The organism is Geosporobacter subterraneus DSM 17957, assembly GCF_900142145.1.
GTDB lineage: Bacteria > Bacillota > Clostridia > Peptostreptococcales > Thermotaleaceae > Geosporobacter > Geosporobacter subterraneus.
On the sequence record NZ_FQZV01000016.1, the window covers coordinates 40,207 to 60,696 of the forward strand.

Genomic DNA, 20,490 nt, shown 5'->3' on the forward strand with positions numbered 1-20,490 from the left:
CAGGACATTATTCACAAGCAGTCATTCATTAGGAAATTGTGTATGTTTCTGGGCAACTACCTATCAACCCGATCACCGGGGAGCAGGTTTTTGACAATATAGAAGCACAGACTAAGCAAGTACTTGACAATCTTAATGAAATACTGATTGCTGCCAACAGCAGCAGAGAAAAAGTGTTAAAGACTACCGTCTATATTACAGATATTAAACTTTGGGATCAGGTTAATAAAATCTATGCTGTTTTTTTCGCTGATCACCGGCCTGCAAGAGCTGTGGTTCCGGTGAAGGAACTACATTTTGGATTTCAGATAGAAATTGAAGCTGTGGCTGCGGTAAAGGGATGATTTGTGGACAGACAGTGATTTATCGCCGGCTAGGAACAGGAGGGAATTTGATGGAACGAGTGACAAGCATACTAAACCATCCTTCTTTTATCGAATACAAGGAACGTAATGCTTTGGCCGAGGAAGAAAGGGTGTTTTGCCGTCATAACCTGCAACACAGTATAGACGTTGCTAGGGTTGCATACATTATGGCGTTGGAAGAGGGGCTTCCGATAAGAAAGGATGTAATCTATGCAACGGGCCTGCTCCATGATATCGGCAGATGGAAAGAATACGCCGAGGGTATCAGTCATGCGAAGGCCAGTGCCGATTTGGCAGAAAAAATATTAGCAGATTGTGAATTTGATCCGGAGGAAATTAATTTGATATTAGATGCCATACGAAACCACCGGAAAAGCGGAAGGCGGGATACGCCTCTCAGTGTTATTATTTACAGAAGTGACAAGGTTTCAAGGCTTTGTTTAGAATGTGATGAGATTGAGGAGTGCAATAGATTTTCAAAGGGAGACCGTCCAAAGTTAATCTATTAAGGCCGGTGATAGGAGGTATGTAGTACTGGGGATAGGTATTTTCGTTTGACGGAAAACCGGGAAAAAGGGTATAATAGATTGTGAAAAAATTGTTATTTTGTAGAAAATAATTGATAATATTTCCAAGATAAATGGTAGAGGGGTGCCTAAATTGATCCTAATGGTTGATAATTATGATTCGTTTACTTATAATCTAACCCAGTATTTATCCTGTCTGCAGGAAGAAGTGTTAGTATACCGCAATGATCAAATCAGCATTAATGAAATCGAGCAAATGAATCCTCAGATGATCGTATTATCTCCCGGCCCATGCACACCTAATGAAGCTGGAATCTGTATAGATGTAGTAAAACATTTTAAAGGAAGAATTCCTATCCTGGGGATCTGTTTAGGGCATCAGACCATAGGGCAGGTTTTTGGCGGAAAAATAGTACGGGCCATAGAACCTGTTCACGGAAAGGTACATTCAATCTCCCATAATAATAAAGGTGTTTTTAAGGGCTTGAAAAACCCGCTAAAGGTTACGAGATATCATTCCCTTGTCATTGAGCGGGAAAGTCTGCCGGACTGTTTTGAAATAACTGCTGATACCAGTGAAGGGGAAATTATGGGCATACGCCATAAAGAATATATGATTGAAGGCGTCCAGTTTCACCCGGAAGCCATCCTTACAGAAATGGGCATGGAACTATTGGATAATTTTTTGCAGCAGGTCAAGAACCTAGAAAAGCAGGTGAAATAATGATCATACAAAAAATTGACACAAGTTTAAATAGTTTTCAACTTTATACGATATTTAAGGATCGCTCCTATAGCTTTTTTTTAGATAGTGGGATGGACCATGAAAAGCTGGGTAAATATTCATTCATTGGATTTGATCCTCTTTTAGTATTTAAGAGTAAAAATGAACAAATTGAAATCATAGAAGAATCGCAAACAAGCATCTATTATGGAAATCCACTGAATAAACTGAAAGAGATAATAGACCGATACAAAATGGATTATAAGTCGGAAATGCCCTTTGTTGGCGGATTGGTAGGATATCTATCCTATGACTTATGTCATCATATTGAAAGGCTTCCCAGGAGAGCCATTGACGATATAGACATTCCGGACTGTTATTTTGGTGTCTATGATGGAATAATCATTATCGACCACCGACAGAATACAGTATACATTGCGGCTCTGGGTATCAAAACTCCGGCAGATCAAAGAGTGCAAACAATTGAAGACGAGATTGCAAAGGCTGAACAAAGAGGTGTTTCTATAGAGGTTAAAATGAATCCCAGGGAAGTGGATTTTAAAGCCAATATGACCAAGGAAGTATACCTGGAAGCCATCGAAAAAGTCAGAAAATATATAAGAGCAGGGGATATCTATCAGGCAAACTTTACACAACGCTTTGAATGCAATCTTGAGGATTCACCCTATGAACTGTATGGTAAACTAAGAACGATTAACCCAGCTCCATTTGCAAGTTTATTGGATTTTGGGGATGTTGCCATTGTCAGCAGCTCCCCGGAGAGATTTATTCAAATAAAAAATCGAATTATGGAAACCCGCCCGATAAAAGGTACACGACCGAGAGGCAAGACGCCAGAGGAGGACATGCAGAATAGACAAGACTTATTAACAAGTGAAAAGGACCAGGCAGAGCTGCTAATGATTGTAGATTTGGAAAGAAACGATTTGGGCAGGGTGTCAAAAACCGGTACTGTAAAGGTTACCGAACTCTTTCACTTAGAAGAATATGCCACAGTGTATCATTTGGTATCCACTATAGTCGGAGAAATGAAAGAGGAATGTGATGTTGTCGATTGTATTAGTGCTACCTTTCCTGGGGGATCAATAACTGGAGCACCTAAAATTAGAGCTATGGAGATTATTGATGAGCTGGAACCTACCCAAAGAAATATCTATACAGGTTCTATTGGTTATATAGGTTTTAATGGGGATACAGATCTAAATATAGTGATTCGAACTATAGTCTGCAAAAATGGTAAAGCCTACTTCCAAGTGGGTGGTGGAATTGTTTGGGATTCAGATGCAGAAATGGAATACGAGGAAACGCTGCACAAAGGCAGGGCGCTGTTTAAAGCTTTGAGCAGCTAAAGAGATGGTGAATAAATATGTTTATGATATTAAATGGATTGCTCATTGAGCGTGATAAAGCCCATATTATGGCAGACAGTGAAGGCTATAACTTTGGTTATAGTGTTTTTGAGACAATAAAAATATACAAGGGCAAAGCATTATTTTTTGAGAAGCATGTCAAAAGGCTGAAAAATGCTTGTGATCAGCTTGAACTGAGTTTTCCATATTCTACAGATGAAGTAAAAAAATATTGCTGTGATTTAATTGCTGCTAATGAAATGGAAACAGGGATTGTCAAAATATTATATGGGAAGAATAAAAATACTACAGATATGGTCATTTCAACGCGGCAGAATACATATAGAAAAGAAATTTATGATAAGGGATTTAGTCTTTGCTTTGCAGAGACAAAGCGAAATCCTCATGCCAGATTGACCTATATTAAATCGGCTAACTATCTGGAGAATATATTGGAAAAACAGAGTGCTTCGAAATTAGGCTTCGATGAAGTTGTTTTTTTGAATATCTTTGATAAGGTGAGTGAGGGTTCTCTATCAAACATATTCTTTGTGAAGGATAACATCCTCCACACGCCAATAGTTTCCTGTGGGCTGCTCCCGGGAATTTTGCGGGAAAAGGTTTTGTTTTTAGGAGGCAGGCTAGGGCTAAAGGTAAATCAAGGGGAGTTTTCCCAAGCGGAATTGATTACTGCAGATGAGGTCTTTATAACAAATTCCATATTGGGGATCATGCCAGTATCTCAAATCTGTGATTACAAAATGGACCTAAGCAATAATACTATTACCCGAAAGCTTTCAGACGCTTATTATCAGTTAATAGAAAATCAGTAAGAAAAAAATTTACGAAGGAAGAAGGGGCAAAATGGATAAGACGAAAATTGAGAGGGCAGTTAGAGATATATTAGAAGCAATCGGTGAAGATCCCGATAGAGAGGGACTAAGGGATACACCAAAACGTATTGCACGTATGTATGGAGAGATTTTTGCAGGATTAAAGGCGGACCCAAAGGATCATCTGGAGATTTACTTTGAAGAAGAAAAGCATGAGGAGTTGGTACTGGTTAAGGATATCCCTTTTTATTCTGTTTGTGAACATCATTTGGTGCCCTTTTATGGGAAAGCCCATATTGGATATATCCCAAAAGGGGGAAAATTAACGGGCTTAAGCAAGCTGGCAAGGGTATTGGAAACCGTATCAAAAAGACCCCAGCTTCAGGAGCGGCTTACGGCAACCATTGCGGATACCATTATGGAAAAGCTGAACCCTTATGGTGTGATTGTAGTCGTTGAGGCTGAGCATATGTGCATGACCATGCGGGGCGTAAAAAAACCAGGATCCAAAACACTTACATCAGCAGTAAGGGGAATCTTTCAGGATGATGCGAAGTCCAGAGCCGAGGCAATGGCGCTGATTAACTTTGGCAAGTAGCAGAAAGGTGATGATTATGAGAGGCATTCATAGGGACTTTAACCGAAATGTAGAGATTCAATGTGGAAATCAGGCATTTCAGTTTGGCAGCCGTACCTATATTATGGGAATACTCAATGTAACACCAGATTCATTTTCTGACGGGGGAAGTTTTGCAGAAATTGAAAAGGCAGTAGTGCACGCTGTAGACATGGTTGCACAAGGAGCCCATATCATTGATATAGGAGGAGAATCTACCAGACCGGGAGCTGCAGAGGTATCAGCTGAAGAGGAATTGAACAGGGTTTTGCCAGTAGTTAAGCGGTTAGTTCAAACAGTGCAGGCTCCTATTTCTATAGATACCTACAAAGCAGAGGTAGCGGAGCAATTATTAAATGCAGGAGCGCATATGATCAACGATGTATGGGGCCTTCAACGGGATCCGGACATTGCCGGTGTAATTGCTAAATACGGTGTTCCCGTAGTGGTTATGCATAATCAGAGGGGAACTGAGTATTCCACAGATATTATAGAAGAGATAAAGAGATTTCTAAAGAAATCTATTGATATAGCCCTAAAAGCCGGTATTAAAAAGGAGCATATCATTTTGGATCCAGGCATAGGTTTTGGAAAAACACCAGAGCAAAATATGCATGTGATGGCTAGACTGGATGAACTAAATGATCTGGGATACCCTTGGCTCTTAGGTACTTCAAGAAAATCTATGATCGGAAAGATATTAGATTTGCCTCCAGTAGAGCGGGTCGAAGGAACCATAGCTACCTCAGTTATGGGTATTATGCAGGGAGCTGACATACTAAGGGTTCATGATGTTAAGGAAAATTTACGGGCAGCCCAGGTTACAGATGCAATTGTGAGAGGTACATATCATGGATAAAATAATTATGAAGAATCTTGGTTTTTACGGATATCATGGAGTTTTACCGGAAGAAAACAGGCTGGGACAGAAATTCTTCTTAGATATAGAGCTTTTCTTGGATCTTGCAAAAGCAGGAGGTTCTGATTCTGTAGTAGATACTGTAAACTATGCCGAGGTATACGAAATCATTAAGGAGACTGTTGAGAATAAGAGATTTCAGCTGATAGAAGCATTGGGAGAGAGCATCGCAAAAATTGTTCTGCAAAGGTTTGAAAAGATAGTAGAGATTGTGATTACCATTCGGAAGCCGGAAGCACCTGTTCCGGGGATTTATGACTACTTTGGCATAGAAATAAGGAGAAATAGAAATGGCTAAGGCGTACTTGGGGTTAGGAAGCAATATTGGAAATAAAAGAGAATATATAGATGCTGCTTTAGAACTCCTCAGAGAGCATAAAGACATTCAGATAACCCATAGTTCATCCTATTATGAGACAGATCCGGTGGGCTATTTGGATCAAGATAGTTTTCTGAATATCGTAGCTGCTATTGAAACAAATTTAGATCCAAAGGCACTTTTATCCTATTGTAATGAAATCGAACAGAAACTGAAAAGAAAAAGAGAAATAAGATGGGGTCCAAGAACGATAGACATAGATATACTTCTTTATGAAAACTATACATCTCAGGATGAGTACCTCACCATACCTCATCCAAGAATGTGTGAACGATCCTTTGTAATGATTCCTCTATATGAAATCGCTAAGGATATAAGCATATTTGGACATAGCATTGGAGATATTGTAGAAAAATTAGGACAAGAAGGAATTAGGAAGATTGCCTATGAGTGAAAATAAAGTACTTATACGAAAAAAAGTTGTGGTTTCTGTAGGAGATTTGAAAATTGGTGGAGGCCATCCGCCAATCATTATCGCTGGTCCTTGCGCTGTAGAATCAAAAGAGCAGATTGTAGAGACTGCCTTAGCACTGAAGGAGTTAGGTGTTCATATTCTCCGTGGCGGGGTGTTTAAGCCTAGAACGAGTCCATATTCCTTTCAGGGGCTTGGTATTGAGGGGTTAAAGCTTTTAAGAGAAGCTGGAAATGCTGCCGGTATACCCATTATTACTGAATTAATGGACGAAAAGCACATGGATATCGTTAATGAATATGCAGATATTATACAAGTTGGTTCTAGAAATATGTATAACTATTCTTTGCTGAAGGAACTGGGCACTTTAGAAAAACCGATTCTTCTAAAACGAGGAATGTCCGCAACCCTTAAGGAATGGATGATGGCAGCAGAATACATTGCCTTTCATGGAAACAGCAATATTATCCTCTGTGAAAGAGGAATAAGAAGCTTTGATACTTATACACGAAATACCCTTGACCTGGCGGCTGTACCTATCATGAAAAAAGAAACCGGTTTGCCGGTCATAGTAGATCCTAGCCATGGTACGGGTATAAGAGAACTGGTAACTCCTATGTCAAGAGCAGCCCTGGCTTGCGGTGCAGACGGCATCTTGGTAGAAGTTCATCCTAAGCCCGAGTATGCCTTAAGCGACGGAAAGCAGTCTTTATGCTTGGAAGGGTATAAGGAGCTGTTGAAACAAATTGAGCCTTTTATAAGTATATAAAACACAGATCATACAAGAAACTTAGGTATAATGCCTAAGTTTTTTTGTTGTCTAAAACCTGGACAGCTTTCCTCTTTTTTGTAATTCAGGCAAACATATTGCGTGAAACAATTGAATGGTGTAACTTATAAACAGGATAATATATATTAAAAGAGAAAAATTATCCAAAATGTGAAAGGGGCAAAGTTAATGAAAAGTAAGTTAAAATCTTTATTGGCATCACTGGTTGCTTTATGTATGGTATTTATGTTTGTTTCGCCGAATATGACTTATGCCGATGGGGAAACAGATCAAACATCAGCAGTTGTAGAGGATACTGCAGTTGAAGTTACTGACGAAATTGAAGATGAGGATGTTCCGACAGGGCCAGTAGAAGGAACAGAAGAAGATGCAGAAGATAAAGAGGGAGATGAAGAAGACATAGAAGAAGATGAAGAAGACACAGAAGAAGATGCTGAGGATACACCTGAGAAAAAACTATTTACAGATGTGCCAGAAAATCATTGGGCATTTAATGTAATCCATGAGTTAAGAGATAAGAACATCGTTAAGGGCATGAGTGATACGCAATTTGCTCCTGCAAACCAAATGACAAGGGCAGAATTTGTTACACTATTAGTAAATACATTGGAATTAACTGCAGAAGGCCCCTCAATATTTGAGGATGTATCTGCAGATGCATGGTATGGCAAAACTGTTCAGGCAGCTTTTGAAGCCGGAATTGTTAAAGGTATGAGTGAAACGAAATTCGCCCCAAATAAGAACATTACCCGTGAAGAAATGGCAACGATGATTCTGCAGGCCTACGAAGTGAAAAAAGGTGAGAAAGTGGAAGAAGCATCTGAAGCTGTTTTTGCGGATGGAGAACAAATCAGTACATGGGCGAAAAACAATGTAAACAAAGTAGTTGCAGTAGGATTGATGAGAGGAAGAGGACAAGATCAGTTCGCTCCTAAGGGAATCACGAATCGTGCAGAAGGTGCACAGGTTATTTTTAATCTATTAAATCAGTAGAAATCAAAGAACCCAAGCCTAGGCCTGGGCTCTTTGTATATATGCTATTGTGCCATTTTCTTATAGCTTTCGTATTTTTCCTTGGCATCCTTCTCTGCCTTTGTAAATAGCTCTTCGGCAATTTCTGGGAAGGAATTCATGAGGGAAGTATAACGAACCTGTCCCATTAAGAACTCCCTAAAGCTGGCTTTAGGCTCTTTGGAGTCTAAAATGAAAGGATTCTTGCCTTCTTCCTTGAGGGCAGGATTGAATCTGTATAGATGCCAGTATCCAGCATCTACAGCTTGCTGAGAATTGGCCTGTGTACGACCCATTCCTTCTTTCAGGCCATGGTTGATGCATGGTGCATAAGCGATTATAATGGAAGGTCCATCATGCTTTTCTGCTTCAATGACTGCTTTTAAGAACTGATTCTTGTCAGCGCCCATGGCAACCTGTGCCACATATACATAACCATAGGTAGCAGCGATCATACCAAGATCTTTTTTCTTCATCTTCTTACCGGAAGCTGCAAATTTAGCAACAGCACCTACCGGTGTAGCTTTTGAAGATTGACCGCCTGTATTGGAATAAACTTCTGTATCGAATACGAGCACATTTACATTTTCTCCAGAAGCCAATACATGATCTAATCCACCATATCCGATATCATAAGCCCATCCGTCGCCGCCGACAATCCAAACGGATTTCTTGATGAGATAGTCTTTTTTATCCGCAATTTCTGCAAATATTTCTTTAGCCCTTCCATCCAGTGATGGTGCATTGAACAACGGCATCAACTTAGCAGTTGCCGCCTTGCTGGCATCAGCATCTTCTTTACCTTCTAGCCATGCCTTTAAAGCTTCTTTAAAGTTCTCAGAAATGTCAAGGTTCAAAGCCTCCTGCATAATAAGTGTGAGCCGGTCTCTTATTTGTCTGATAGCAACAGCCATGCCGTAACCATATTCGGCATTGTCTTCAAACAGTGAATTAGCCCATGCAGGACCTTTGCCTTCAGCGTTTTTGCAGTATGGTGTAGCAGGTGCGGAAGCGCCCCAGATCGAAGAACATCCGGTTGCATTGGCAATGATCATCCGGTCTCCAAACAATTGAGTGATATCTTTTATATAAGGAGTCTCTCCACAGCCGGCACAGGCACCGGAGAATTCAAGAAGCGGCTGGGCAAACTGACTGCCCTTTATGGTTGTTAAAGGCATTAAATCATCCTTGATGGAAACAGTCATAGCGTAATTCCAGTTAGGGATCTGAACATCAACTTGGGACTCAAGGGGCTTCATGATTAAAGCTTTTTCTTTAGCAGGACAAATATCTGCGCAGTTTCCGCAGCCGGTACAATCCATTGTACTTACTTGAATTCTATAGGTTAGTGCCTCAAATCCCTTACCCATAGCTTTCTTCGTTTCGAAGGATGCAGGAGCACCTTGCATTTCTTCTTCAGACAATAAGAAAGGTCTAATAGCTGCATGGGGACAGACAAAGGAGCATTGGTTACATTGGATACACTTATCTATTTGCCATTCCGGAACGTTCACTGCAATACCGCGCTTTTCATAGGCAGAGGTACCCATAGGGAAGGTTCCGTCTTCTGCTCCAACGAAGGTACTAACCGGTAAGGCATCCCCTTCTTGTCTATTCATAGGGATCAAAACATTCTTAATAAAATCAGGTGCTTCGCTGGTTGCGGCAGCTTCTTCTAATGCATTGCTCCAGCTGTTTGGAACCTCAACTTTGACAAGGGCTGTGATGCCTCTATCAACAGCAGCATAGTTCATGTTTACAATAGCATCTCCCTTACTTCCATAGGAGTGATCGATTGCTTCTTTTAAGTATTTAACTGCATCTTCAATGGGAATAACCTTTGCCAGCTTAAAGAAGGCTGACTGCATAATCATGTTGATTCTGTTGCCTAAACCGATCTCGGCAGCAATATCTGTAGCGTTAATTGTATAGAATTCAATATTGTTGTCAGCAATATATTTTTTAATCACAGCAGGAAGCTTTTCATCCAATTCATCAACTGTCCATTGACAGTTCAATACGAAGGTACCGCCTTTTTTTAGTCCCTTTAGCAGGTCATATTGATATACATAGGACTGGTTGTGACAGGCAACAAAGTCTGCTTCATTGATCAGATAGGTTGATTTGATTGGTTTTTTACCGAAACGCAAGTGGGAGATGGTTACACCGCCGGATTTTTTTGAATCGTAAGAGAAATAGCCTTGAGCATATTGATCCGTCTCATCTCCGATAATTTTGATAGCATTTTTATTAGCGCCTACAGTACCATCGGAACCTAATCCCCAGAACTTACAGCGGATAGTTCCCTCTGGAGCAGTATTGATGTCTTCCTTGACTTCCAATGAAGTATAGGTTACATCATCATGAATACCAATCGTAAACGGATTTTTAGGCTGTGCTTGCTTTAAATTTTCATAAACCGCAACGATTTGAGCAGGGGTTGTGTCTTTAGAACCTAATCCATAACGGCCACCAACGATTAATGGTGCATTTTCTTTATTATAGAATAGGGTACGAATATCCTGATACAATGGTTCACCTAGTGCACCAGGTTCTTTTGTCCTATCAAGAACAGCAATTCGCTTCACCGTAGAAGGGAATACTTCGAAGAAATATTTTGCAGAGAATGGTCTGTAAAGATGTACTTTTATCAAACCCACCTTTTCCCCTTTGGCGATTAAATAATCGATGGTCTCTTCAATCGTTTCAGTGGCAGAACCCATTGCAATAATGATATTTTCGGCATCAGCCGCACCATAGTATGTGAAAGGTTTGTATTGGCGTCCTGTAATTTTATTGATCTGGTTCATATAATCTGCAACTATATCTGGAACCTGTTCATAAAATCGATTGGATGCTTCTTTAGCTTGGAAGAAAATATCAGGGTTTTGTGCTGTTCCTCTTGTTACAGGGTGCTCTGGATTCAGTGAACGATCTCTAAAGGCTTTGATCGCATCATAGTCTACAAGCTTAGCAAAGTCCTCATAGTCAATTACTTCGATTTTTTGCACTTCATGAGATGTTCTAAATCCATCAAAGAAATGTAAGAATGGCACTCTGGATTTGATCGCTGTTAAATGAGCTACCCCAGCAAGATCCATAACTTCTTGCACTGAACTGGAAGCTAGCAGAGCAAAGCCAGTTTGTCTAGTAGCCATAACATCAGAATGATCGCCAAAGATAGAGAGTGCATGGCCTGCTACAGCTCTAGCTGAAACATGGAAAACACCAGGAAGCAGTTCTCCAGCAATCTTGTACATGTTTGGAATCATCAACAACAATCCTTGTGAGGCTGTGAAAGTAGTAGTTAATGCGCCAGCTGCCAAGGAGCCATGAACTGCACCTGCAGCACCAGCTTCAGACTGCATCTCAACAACTTTAACCTCTTGTCCAAATATGTTTTTTTGTCCATGGGCCGCCCATTCATCAACATTTTCTGCCATAGTTGAAGAAGGTGTGATTGGATAAATTGCTGCTACGTCAGTAAAGGCATAGGATACATAAGAAGCAGCCGTATTACCATCCATCGTTTTCATTTTTTTTGCCATAGGATAACCTCCTTTATAAAAATTTAGAATATATGGAATAGAAAACCAAAAACACATCATATGTACAATGTATACATATGGAAACGAAATACAGTGCTGTCGATTTACATTGATTGCCAATTTTCGTCTATATTTATCATATCATAAAATAATTATTTGAGAATAAAGTTAAATGAAAAATATTAAAAAAATTTCTATAGAATGACAAGAGAGAAGAGGAATATTCAAAGAGATATGGAAGTATTCAGATATTAGCTTTCTTAATCAAAGTATAGCGGAGGGGTCAATTTGGTTGAAAAAGGGATTCGTATGCTGTTAGGGAATACTATGGCAAAAACATGCGTAGTTTTAAAGGATCTAAGAAAGGATGAATGGATTTTTCGAAAGGATGAGACAATGGTTGTCCCATCGGCAAGCACCATTAAGATTCTCATAATGGTAGAGGCATTAAAACAAGTTCAAGAAGGTAAATATCAACTAGATGAAAGGTTTTCCATCATGGAAGAGGATAAGGTAGATTATAGTATATTAAGTGATTTAACAACGGACTCTTATACCTTTCGGGATTTGATTATGCTCATGATCATTGTGAGTGACAATACAGCAACCAATGTTCTCATTGACCTGTTAGGATTTGACGCAGTTAATCATAGGGCTATGGAAATAGGGCTGCAAAATACCCGTCTACAGCGCAAAATGATGGACTTTGAAGCCGCAAAAGCAGGTAAGCAAAATTTAACTACTGCAATGGATATGGCTTTGTTAATGGAGAAAATATACAAAAAGGAAGTATTGAATTTGGATTTATGCAACCTGGCTCTGGATATACTGAAACGGCAAAAGGACAAAACGATGCTGAAAAGATATATTCCGGAAGACGTAGAAATTGCACACAAAACCGGGGATTTAACCAATCTAAATCATGATATCGGGATTATCTTTCTTCCTCAGAGTACTTATTTGCTCGGGGTTTTTGTATCTGAAGCAAAAAGTAACTTAGAAGCGCAGCAAACCATTGGAGAGATATCAAAAACAGTCTATGACTACTATCATCAGGTATAATTATGGGGGGATCAGATATGGAAAAAGATAAGGGATTATGGGCTGTTGTCATAAAGACGGTAGCACCACTGAAAAATAAACCGGAGGTAGGAAGCGATTTAGTAGATGAAGTATTATTTGGTATGGTGATTAAAATTGTTGAAGCAGTCAATGAGCAGTGGTATTATGTGGAAACCCATTATGGATATCACGGGTATATATACAAGGAAGATATTTTGATTGATAGTAAAGAAGCCTTACAGTGGAGAGAAAAGGCTGATGCAGTCGTAATACACAACCTGGCAGATGTAATGAGCGAGCCCAAATATGCAAGCTGCCCCTTATTATTGTTAACAAGAGGGGCATTTATACAAGTGGTTGGAGAGGAGGGAGACTGGTTTAAGGTATTATTGCCTCAGAGGCAATATGGCTGGGTACGAAAGGTTTTATTGCATAAAATGCAAGGGGACGGCTTACGAAAGGATGAGGCCGCCTTTCGTATGAAGCTGGTGAGCACAGCCCTATCCTACTTGGGTACTCAGTACCGGTGGGGAGGAAAAAGTCCTTTGGGAATTGACTGCTCAGGATTATGCTCCATGGCATATATGCTATGCGGTGTAGTCATTTATCGAGATGCGGTGCTCAAGGAAGAATATATGCGGTCAATATCCATTGAGGAAATTAAACCAGGGGATTTGCTGTTTTTTCCAGGCCATGTGGCTATGTATATAGGAGAAGATAAATACGTGCATGCAACGGGAAAAGAGGGGCTGGTTCTGATCAATAGTCTAAATCCTGAGCACGTGGACTATCGGGAGGACCTGCATAAAGATATTAGTGGTATAGGGACAATCTTCTAGTATCAGGCAGAGCACTTTTTAAGGAAGGTTAATCATCAAATCTCTTTTCAAAACGGAAGGGGGAGGAATAAAATATTCCTGGCTATAAGTAACCTTGCATTTATTGTGCTAAATTGGTACTGCTGGATGCAAATGTCTGTCCAATATGCGACAGGAAAGATCCACTGTTTCTAAGATATCCCAAGTGTAGAAGCCCCGTCAATAAAGGCTGGAAAGCCTGTAGCAATTGTGGATTAAAATTAGTAACGGTTTGTCCAAAATGTGGGAAAATAGCATTTTTGGTGATTATTGTGAGCGCTGCCAAGGAGAACTGATTGTAGTCTGTCAGAATCCAAAGTACAGGAAAGAACAGCCGCCAATAGAAAATCGCTGTCAGAAATGCGGAAAACCGCTAGGATAAGGGAAGTTTTGCAATAATTGTGGAACAAACCTAAGCCTGGCAAAGTGCCCAACCTGCAGTGCAAAAAAATAATGCAGCCTCCAGATTCTGCGGGAAGTGTGCAACAAAACTATAAAGATTAAAAAGAACCGGATCATCGATCTGGTTCTTTTACATATTCAGGCGGACTTTTTATTTCATATAAAATCATCTATAATAGTCTTATATGTTTGTCATAGGCGTCAACGTAATCCAATTATTTCCAAATAAACCTTAGAAGCATGTCATTCTGAGCGTTAGCGAAGAATCTTATAGAACATAAGCAAGATTACTTTTGATTATCAGAATATATCATCTAGCTTAAAGATCCTTCGACTCCGTTTTACTCCGCTCAGGATGACAAATTATGGGTTAAGTTGACGCCTATGATATGTTTGTTATACTATGTTTGATATTATGAGTAGGGGTAATAGGATGATTAAAAAACAATTTGACACAAAGGAAATTTTTTTAGAAAACGGGATACAACTAGTTACGGTAAAAAGAGATTCAAAGCTGGCTTCCATTCAGGTAGGTCTTCGGATAGGTACTATTTTTGAAAAAGAGGATGAGAAGGGAATTTGTCATTTTATTGAGCATATGCTTTTTAAGGGAACGAAGAAAAGAAACAATAATCAAATTAACCAGGCCTTAGAAGAAAGAGGCGGCTCCTATAATGCTTACACCGATTACACATCTACTGTATTTGCTGTAACTGCTTTAGCAGAGGAGCTTGAGGAGTCTGCTGAAATATTGGCAGATATGATGATAAACGCTACCTTTCCGGAGGAAGAAGTTGAAAGGGAAAGAGGCGTTATTTTGGCGGAATATAAAACCAGTATGGACGATGTAGAGCAGTATAGCTTTCAGCAAGCCCACGAAACAGCATTTCAAAACAGCCCTTTACGGTATGATGTCATAGGGACGGAAAAGAGCATCAAAGGATTTACAAAAATTCAGCTGGAAAGATTCTATTATAACCACTATATACCGAATCAATGTGTTATCAGCATTGTGTCTCCAATGGAGCACACGGCAGTTGAAGCAATGGTTAATCAATACTTTGGATGCTGGCAGCCGGGCATTCTGCAGTCAAGAAATGTAGCAATAGAAAAGCATATGTCTTTACAGAGGGTTACCTATAAAAAGCATATTGAACAAAATACACTTATATATCTTTATACTTTTCACGGCCTAAGCCGTATGGAAGAGTTAGCCCTAGAGATCTTAAACCATAAGCTTGGAGAGAGTCCCAACTCTATCTTATTCAGGGCATTGAGGGAGGAAAAGGGCATTGCCTATGATGTGTATTCGGAGATGGATGCAACCGAATATATTAAGATATTAAGCATTTACACTGCGGTAGGGGAAGAAGATGTTTTTGAGGCACAATCAATTATAGAAGACTGCATTCATAAAATTCAAAGCAGAGAAATCTGTTTCGATGAGAAAAATGTAAGGCTCATGAAAAAGGTTATTAAGACAGCTGTTGCTTCTATGTTGGAAGATTCTTCAGAATTAGCAAGCTATATCGTTCATCAAAAGCTAGCGGGGAAAAAAATTGAGGAATTTGAGGATGATCTTAAAGCAATGGAAAAAATCCATGCAGAGGACATCTATCGTGTAGCAGAGAAGGTACTAAGGGAGCCAATGGTGCATATATTGATGGGTCAGTAGGTAACATGCAGGAACAATCTTTACACGGCCTAGCAGACTCATAAAGGGGCAAATAGGAATTTAAAATAAAGAGGTGGATAATATTGTCTTTATCAATCAGTGATGTGATGATTCGAAATGCAGCCAGCAATTCGACTTCATTAATTCGGGGCATTGGTTATTACCTGGATAAGAGGGTGCAAAAATTTACCTTTGATGAAGATACCATGACTGCCCATGCTATTGTTATAGGGGAGAAGCCATATAAGGTTGAGGTAGTATTCGATAAAAATGGCAACATGAGCTATTGGGATTGCAGTTGCCCTGCTTTCATGAACTATGATGGTGCTTGTAAACACATTGTAGCGTTAATGAAGATGATGCAAAAGGAGCTCCAATCCCAAAGAATATCCCTCAAACAACAGAAAAATAATACACATCAGATTTTCACATATTTTGAAGAATTTCTAGAGGACCCTGGAAAAGCTGAGGTAAATCTTAGAGTAACTTTTGAATTGGAGCATGGTTATAAGGAAATGCTTTCTTCCATCGAATTGAAAATAGGCTCCTCCAGACTATATGTAGTAAGGAGTCTGAAAGATTTTTTAGAAGATCTTGATCAGGGAAATAGTATTGAGTTTGGTAAAAGCTTTATCTATGATCCGAGGAAGCATAAATTTTCTTCAGTTGACAGGCAGCTTATAGACCTCCTTTTAGAAATCTATGAAAATGATAAAACTGCAGGGAGTATTTCTTATCACAGCAATCGGCAGGATAGTCTTCTAAAGGGGAAAAAAGCTTATCTCTCTTCTCCTCTAGTGAAAAGAGTACTGGATATAATAAAAAACCGAAATTTTTCAATTAGAATATTGGGAAAGGAATACCCTGATATCTGCATTGCACAAAAAGACATCCCTTTTCATTTTGAATTGAAACCGAAGGATGAAAGTCTGCAGCTGCAGCTCAATCTTATTGACCAACTAATTCCCTTAAATAAACAGGGAGATTATTTCTTTTATGACGGGGTGCTATATAGTCCTACAGAGAAACAAAAAAAGTATTTCCTGCCCTTTTATCATATTTTGGTAAAAGAAAAGCAGAAGAATATCACCTTCTCCAGGGGAGAAAAGGAAAGATTTGTATCTGAAATCCTTCCCAAGATCCAGAATATAGGGAAAATCTCCATATCAGCAGAGGTTGCAAAGCACATTCATCGGGAAGAGTTAACGACTAAAATATTTTTAGATAAAATAGAGGATGGAATTAGCATAAAAATCGAATTTCATTATGGTGAAGAGATCATCAATCCCTTTAGTGTAAAAGACTTATCCATACCCTCAAACAAGATCGTTGTAAGAAATATGGCCGAAGAAAAAAAGGTTTTGAGTATATTGGAAAAGGCAGAATTTAAAGTTTCAATTGATAAAGCGATTTTAAAGGACGAAGAACGAATATTTGAGTTTCTGAAAAATAATCTAATAGAGCTTCAGGAGATAGCCGAGGTATATTATTCTGATCAGTTTAAAAATATAGCGATTAAAGAGGCCGCAAGGTTTTCAGTATCTGTTCGGCTCAACGATCAGTCTTCCATGTTTGAGTTTTCCTTTGAGCATGATGAAATACCATTGGAAGAATTAACGGGGCTCCTAGAGGCATATAAAGAACGAAAAAAATATTATCGCTTGAGAAGTGGAGCATTTCTCCCCATAGAATATACAGATATAGGTCATCTGAGCAATCTTATCGAATATCTAGATCTAACAGAAAAGGATTTTAGTAAAAAATTAATTGAATTACCCAAATATAGGGCGCTCTATTTAGATGATATATTGAGAGAAACACAGCTTTTTAATGTGGAGCGTAGCCAGAATTTCAAACAGTTAGTGCAAAATATTAAAGAACCAAAGGATATGGATTATTCTGTTCCAGGTCCTCTCAAAACCGTTTTGCGGGACTATCAGAAAATTGGTTTTAAGTGGTTAAAAACACTGGCACGCTATGGTATGGGAGGGATTTTGGCCGATGATATGGGTTTGGGAAAAACCCTGCAGGTATTGGCTTTTTTATACTCTGAAAGGGAAGCTGCGTCAAATCCGTCTCTCGTCGTAGCACCTACATCACTGATTTATAACTGGCAGGACGAAGCAGCTAAGTTTTTACCTGATCTAAAAACCGTTGTTATATCTGGTATGCCTAAAGAAAGGTATGAACTGATGGAAGACATTCATGGTGCTGATTTGGTGATTACGTCTTATCCATTGCTTAGAAGAGATGTGGAGCTATATAAGGATACTACCTTCGCCTATTGCATTATAGATGAGGCGCAGCATATAAAAAATCCAAATTCTATTAACGCTCGGTCCGTAAAAGAGATCAAAGCAGGCGGATACTTTGCATTAACCGGAACCCCTGTTGAAAACTCACTAACAGAGTTATGGTCTATATTTGATTTTATCATGCCGGGGTATTTGTATAACCATAGTAAATTTATCAAAAAGATTGAAAGACCCATTGCAAAGGGAGATGATAAAACTGTATTGAGGCAGCTGACAAAACAAATCCGCCCCTTTGTGCTTCGGCGAATTAAAAAGGATGTACTCAAAGAATTGCCTGAAAAGATAGAAAGTAAAATGATGACGGAATTAACTGCAGAACAAAAGAAGGTTTATTTAGCATACCTTCACGAAGTACAGGGAGAAATAAGGGATGATCTTTTGACACAGGGCTTTGATAAGAGCCGCCTAAAGATTCTTGCTGCCCTGACAAGGCTAAGACAAATTTGCTGTCATCCTTTACTTTTTATAGAAAATTATAAAGGAGAAAGCTGCAAGCTGCAGCTCCTAGAGGAAATTCTTGAGGATGCTTTAGCAGGCGGACATAGGATATTGCTGTTTTCTCAGTTTACCAGTATGCTGGAAATCATAAAGACCCTCCTGCGGGATAAAAATATAGATTTTTACTATCTTGATGGGGCTGTAAAACCTGATGAAAGGAGAAATATGGTTCAAGCATTTCAGCAAGGAGCGAAGGATGTCTTCTTGATCTCTCTTAAGGCTGGCGGAACAGGATTAAATCTGACGGGTGCTGATATGGTCATTCACTTCGATCCATGGTGGAATCCTGCGGTAGAAGAGCAGGCTGAAGACAGAGCTTACCGGATTGGACAAAAAAATATTGTGCAGGTACTAAAGTTTATTACAAAAGGAACCATCGAAGAAAAAATATTTGAGCTGCAACAACGGAAAAAAGGTTTGATCGATGCAGTGATACAACCAGGTGAAACCATGTTGTCTGCATTAAGCGAAAAGGAAATTAGAAGCTTATTTGATATTGAATAAACCAAATCAGAAGCTGCATCTTTAGCTAGGTGCAGTTTTTATATTTTATTCCGAGTAACCTTTATCGAATATGAACATATTTAACTAGAATCCATCATATATTATTATGTCAGACAAGCATTATAGACTTGCACCCTGTAAAATATTGGTTTCATCAGGGCGGCATTGGTATAGACTCTGAAAAAGTGGCAATAATCAGAGATATAAGCTTGAAAGGAATGTATATATGATTGAAGGATTTAGAGCGTATCTGAAAGAAAGTAAACATAGCCCATGGATATATTCTATAGTAGCCATTATAGGAGCACTCCCCTTTCTAGGCATGATCTTTAAGGATTGGGTCCCGACGCTAGAGAATGGCAGGCATATAGGAGAAGCCCTTTTGTTTACAGGGTATATTTTGTTGGTGATTTTTTCTAGTTGCTTGATAATGATAATGACATTGCTGAAAAGAAAATTAGTAGAGCTGGAACATGATAAAGAGCAGCTGATAAAGCAAGCAGAAGAATACAGAAGTATGCTGGAAGATCACCGGACTTTTGGAACAATAGATGGAATGACCGGAATCTATAACCGGAGCTTTGGACTATCCTTTTTGGATCAGCAAATAAAGATCGCAAAACGTGATGGAACAGATTTGACCATAAGTTATTTAGATATTAATAATTTAAAAGTTGTTAATGATTCCTATGGACATAGTGCAGGGGATCAGTTGATTATTTCTGCCTGCAGCATTTTAAAGGAAAACCTAAGGGAATCCGATGTTTTGTGCAGGATGGGTGGAGATGAATTTTTAATGATCCTGCCTAATTGCTCTTTAGGGCAGGCAGACCTGGTAATCAATAGGGTAAAAAGTCAAATTGAAAGCTTTAATCGAAAATCCCTATGGTCCTATAAACTATCAATAAGTATTGGCGTAGCAACTTTTTGCCGCGACACAGATATGAATATAGAAGAACTGATTCATGAGGCAGATACAAACATGTATTATCATAAAAGAAGAGATAAAGGGAAGAGAGCAGTAGCGATGGATGAATAAATGGGTAGGAGATCGTATCTGAATAGGATACGATTTTTACTTTTTAGATTGAATAAAATTATAGTCTGCGGGTGAGCGGAATTTGGACAAGCTAATATTTGAAGCATTAAAACGATTGGGACTATTGTATAGAAGATTTGAAAAAGGTAAAATATTAAGGAGGAAGAATATGAAGATCGCTATTTTAGGTGCAGGTGCCATAGGCAGTTTACTTGGTGGGCTGCTGGCTGAGGATGGAAATGAGGTATGGCTTATTGATATTTGGAAAGAACACCTCGAAAGGATAACGAGAGAAGGATTACGCATAGAGAGCAGCTGGAGGAAAAGAGTTATAAAAGGAATTCAAACCGCAGAGTCGGCTGGAGAAGTGGGCAAAGTCGATTTAGTCATATTGCTGGTAAAGTCCTATGCTACTGAGCAGGCATTGATAAAGAATCTTGACTTATTAAAAAAAACACCAGCGTTCTTACGCTGCAAAAGGGTCTTGGAAATATAGAAAAAATCAAAAAGATTATCGATAAAAAGAAAATTATTGCAGGTGTTACAGCCCATGGTTCAACGGTAGCTGCGCCGGAATCATACATCATGGAGGAAAACAACTAGGAATCAGCACACCCGTGAATAAGATACTTAAAACCTGATTA

18 protein-coding genes and 1 pseudogene are annotated in these 20,490 nt (G+C 39.1%); 18 read left to right on the forward strand and 1 reads right to left on the reverse strand.

The window, feature by feature from the left end:
- Positions 1–38: 38 nt before the first annotated feature.
- The 11 genes from BUB56_RS07080 to BUB56_RS07130 all read left to right on the forward strand — a co-directional run bounded on the left by BUB56_RS07080 (position 39) and on the right by BUB56_RS07130 (position 7,928).
- Positions 39–344: a RidA family protein gene (locus BUB56_RS07080; protein WP_242946238.1), complete on the forward strand. Its 306-nt coding sequence runs from the start codon at positions 39–41 to the stop codon at positions 342–344.
- 50 nt (positions 345–394) lie between these two features.
- Complete coding sequence (locus BUB56_RS07085) at positions 395–874, forward strand: HD domain-containing protein (RefSeq protein ID WP_110940678.1); 480 nt, start codon at positions 395–397, stop codon at positions 872–874.
- Between the two features lie 151 nt (positions 875–1,025).
- Positions 1,026–1,616 carry an anthranilate synthase component II gene (locus tag BUB56_RS07090; protein WP_190014280.1) on the forward strand — a complete coding sequence of 197 codons (591 nt, stop codon included), beginning with the start codon at positions 1,026–1,028 and terminating at the stop codon, positions 1,614–1,616.
- 2 nt (positions 1,617–1,618) lie between these two features.
- Positions 1,619–2,986: an aminodeoxychorismate synthase component I gene (pabB, locus tag BUB56_RS07095; RefSeq protein WP_408606943.1), complete on the forward strand. Its 1,368-nt coding sequence runs from the start codon at positions 1,619–1,621 to the stop codon at positions 2,984–2,986.
- A 17-nt stretch (positions 2,987–3,003) separates the two neighbouring features.
- Positions 3,004–3,819: an aminotransferase class IV gene (locus BUB56_RS07100; RefSeq protein ID WP_110940680.1), complete on the forward strand. Its 816-nt coding sequence runs from the start codon at positions 3,004–3,006 to the stop codon at positions 3,817–3,819.
- Positions 3,820–3,850: 31 nt separating this feature from the next.
- Positions 3,851–4,417: a GTP cyclohydrolase I FolE gene (gene folE / locus BUB56_RS07105; protein ID WP_110940681.1), complete on the forward strand. Its 567-nt coding sequence runs from the start codon at positions 3,851–3,853 to the stop codon at positions 4,415–4,417.
- A gap of 16 nt (positions 4,418–4,433) precedes the next feature.
- On the forward strand, positions 4,434–5,294 hold the full coding sequence (folP, locus tag BUB56_RS07110; protein ID WP_110940715.1) for a dihydropteroate synthase: 861 nt from the start codon (positions 4,434–4,436) through the stop codon (positions 5,292–5,294).
- A complete protein-coding gene (gene folB, locus BUB56_RS07115; RefSeq protein WP_110940682.1) occupies positions 5,287–5,652 on the forward strand; it encodes a dihydroneopterin aldolase in 366 nt (121 codons plus the stop codon). Before folP ends, folB begins: the two co-directional genes overlap by 8 nt.
- Entirely contained in the window at positions 5,645–6,127 is a 483-nt protein-coding gene (gene folK / locus BUB56_RS07120; RefSeq protein WP_110940683.1) for a 2-amino-4-hydroxy-6-hydroxymethyldihydropteridine diphosphokinase, read from the forward strand. Before folB ends, folK begins: the two co-directional genes overlap by 8 nt.
- Entirely contained in the window at positions 6,120–6,914 is a 795-nt protein-coding gene (gene aroF / locus BUB56_RS07125) for a 3-deoxy-7-phosphoheptulonate synthase (RefSeq protein ID WP_110940684.1), read from the forward strand. The genes folK and aroF overlap by 8 nt, the downstream gene beginning before the upstream one ends.
- 189 nt (positions 6,915–7,103) lie before the next feature.
- Positions 7,104–7,928 (forward strand): S-layer homology domain-containing protein, encoded by an 825-nt coding sequence (locus tag BUB56_RS07130; RefSeq protein WP_110940685.1) that lies wholly within the window; start codon positions 7,104–7,106, stop codon positions 7,926–7,928.
- Between the two features lie 44 nt (positions 7,929–7,972).
- Here BUB56_RS07130 and nifJ read toward each other — a convergent pair whose 3' ends face one another.
- Entirely contained in the window at positions 7,973–11,494 is a 3,522-nt protein-coding gene (gene nifJ, locus BUB56_RS07135) for a pyruvate:ferredoxin (flavodoxin) oxidoreductase (RefSeq protein ID WP_110940686.1), read from the reverse strand.
- Positions 11,495–11,782: 288 nt separating this feature from the next.
- Between nifJ and BUB56_RS07140 the strand changes: the two genes are divergently transcribed.
- From BUB56_RS07140 to BUB56_RS07170, 7 genes and pseudogenes are all read left to right on the forward strand, one after another.
- The gene (locus tag BUB56_RS07140) at positions 11,783–12,556 is read left to right on the forward strand and encodes a serine hydrolase (protein ID WP_110940687.1); all 774 of its coding nucleotides are present in this window, start codon (positions 11,783–11,785) and stop codon (positions 12,554–12,556) included.
- A 17-nt stretch (positions 12,557–12,573) separates the two neighbouring features.
- Positions 12,574–13,395, forward strand: coding sequence for a C40 family peptidase (locus tag BUB56_RS07145; RefSeq protein WP_190014282.1), 822 nt, complete (start codon positions 12,574–12,576; stop codon positions 13,393–13,395).
- Between the two features lie 113 nt (positions 13,396–13,508).
- Positions 13,509–13,709, forward strand: a complete 201-nt coding sequence (locus BUB56_RS20360; protein WP_408606942.1) for a double zinc ribbon domain-containing protein — start codon at positions 13,509–13,511, stop codon at positions 13,707–13,709.
- A gap of 539 nt (positions 13,710–14,248) precedes the next feature.
- Positions 14,249–15,490, forward strand: coding sequence for a M16 family metallopeptidase (locus tag BUB56_RS07155; RefSeq protein ID WP_110940689.1), 1,242 nt, complete (start codon positions 14,249–14,251; stop codon positions 15,488–15,490).
- Between the two features lie 83 nt (positions 15,491–15,573).
- Positions 15,574–18,807 carry a DEAD/DEAH box helicase gene (locus BUB56_RS07160; RefSeq protein ID WP_242946239.1) on the forward strand — a complete coding sequence of 1,078 codons (3,234 nt, stop codon included), beginning with the start codon at positions 15,574–15,576 and terminating at the stop codon, positions 18,805–18,807.
- Positions 18,808–19,033: 226 nt separating this feature from the next.
- Positions 19,034–19,846: a GGDEF domain-containing protein gene (locus tag BUB56_RS07165; RefSeq protein ID WP_110940691.1), complete on the forward strand. Its 813-nt coding sequence runs from the start codon at positions 19,034–19,036 to the stop codon at positions 19,844–19,846.
- Positions 19,847–20,015: 169 nt separating this feature from the next.
- Positions 20,016–20,449, forward strand: a pseudogene (locus BUB56_RS07170) (ketopantoate reductase family protein).
- Positions 20,450–20,490 lie beyond the last annotated feature (41 nt).

Excerpts from the sequence above, each read along its gene's own strand:
- BUB56_RS07085 (WP_110940678.1), top strand. The coding sequence starts at position 395 with ATGGAACGAGTGACAAGCATACTAAACCATCCTTCTTTTATCGAATAC.
- BUB56_RS07100 (WP_110940680.1), top strand. The coding sequence starts at position 3,004 with ATGTTTATGATATTAAATGGATTGCTCATTGAGCGTGATAAAGCCCAT.
- folE (WP_110940681.1), top strand. The coding sequence starts at position 3,851 with ATGGATAAGACGAAAATTGAGAGGGCAGTTAGAGATATATTAGAAGCA.
- folP (WP_110940715.1), top strand. The coding sequence starts at position 4,434 with ATGAGAGGCATTCATAGGGACTTTAACCGAAATGTAGAGATTCAATGT.
- folB (WP_110940682.1), top strand. The coding sequence starts at position 5,287 with ATGGATAAAATAATTATGAAGAATCTTGGTTTTTACGGATATCATGGA.
- folK (WP_110940683.1), top strand. The coding sequence starts at position 5,645 with ATGGCTAAGGCGTACTTGGGGTTAGGAAGCAATATTGGAAATAAAAGA.
- aroF (WP_110940684.1), top strand. The coding sequence starts at position 6,120 with ATGAGTGAAAATAAAGTACTTATACGAAAAAAAGTTGTGGTTTCTGTA.
- BUB56_RS07130 (WP_110940685.1), top strand. The coding sequence starts at position 7,104 with ATGAAAAGTAAGTTAAAATCTTTATTGGCATCACTGGTTGCTTTATGT.
- nifJ (WP_110940686.1), bottom strand. The coding sequence starts at position 11,494 with ATGGCAAAAAAAATGAAAACGATGGATGGTAATACGGCTGCTTCTTAT.
- BUB56_RS07145 (WP_190014282.1), top strand. The coding sequence starts at position 12,574 with ATGGAAAAAGATAAGGGATTATGGGCTGTTGTCATAAAGACGGTAGCA.
- BUB56_RS07155 (WP_110940689.1), top strand. The coding sequence starts at position 14,249 with ATGATTAAAAAACAATTTGACACAAAGGAAATTTTTTTAGAAAACGGG.
- BUB56_RS07165 (WP_110940691.1), top strand. The coding sequence starts at position 19,034 with ATGATTGAAGGATTTAGAGCGTATCTGAAAGAAAGTAAACATAGCCCA.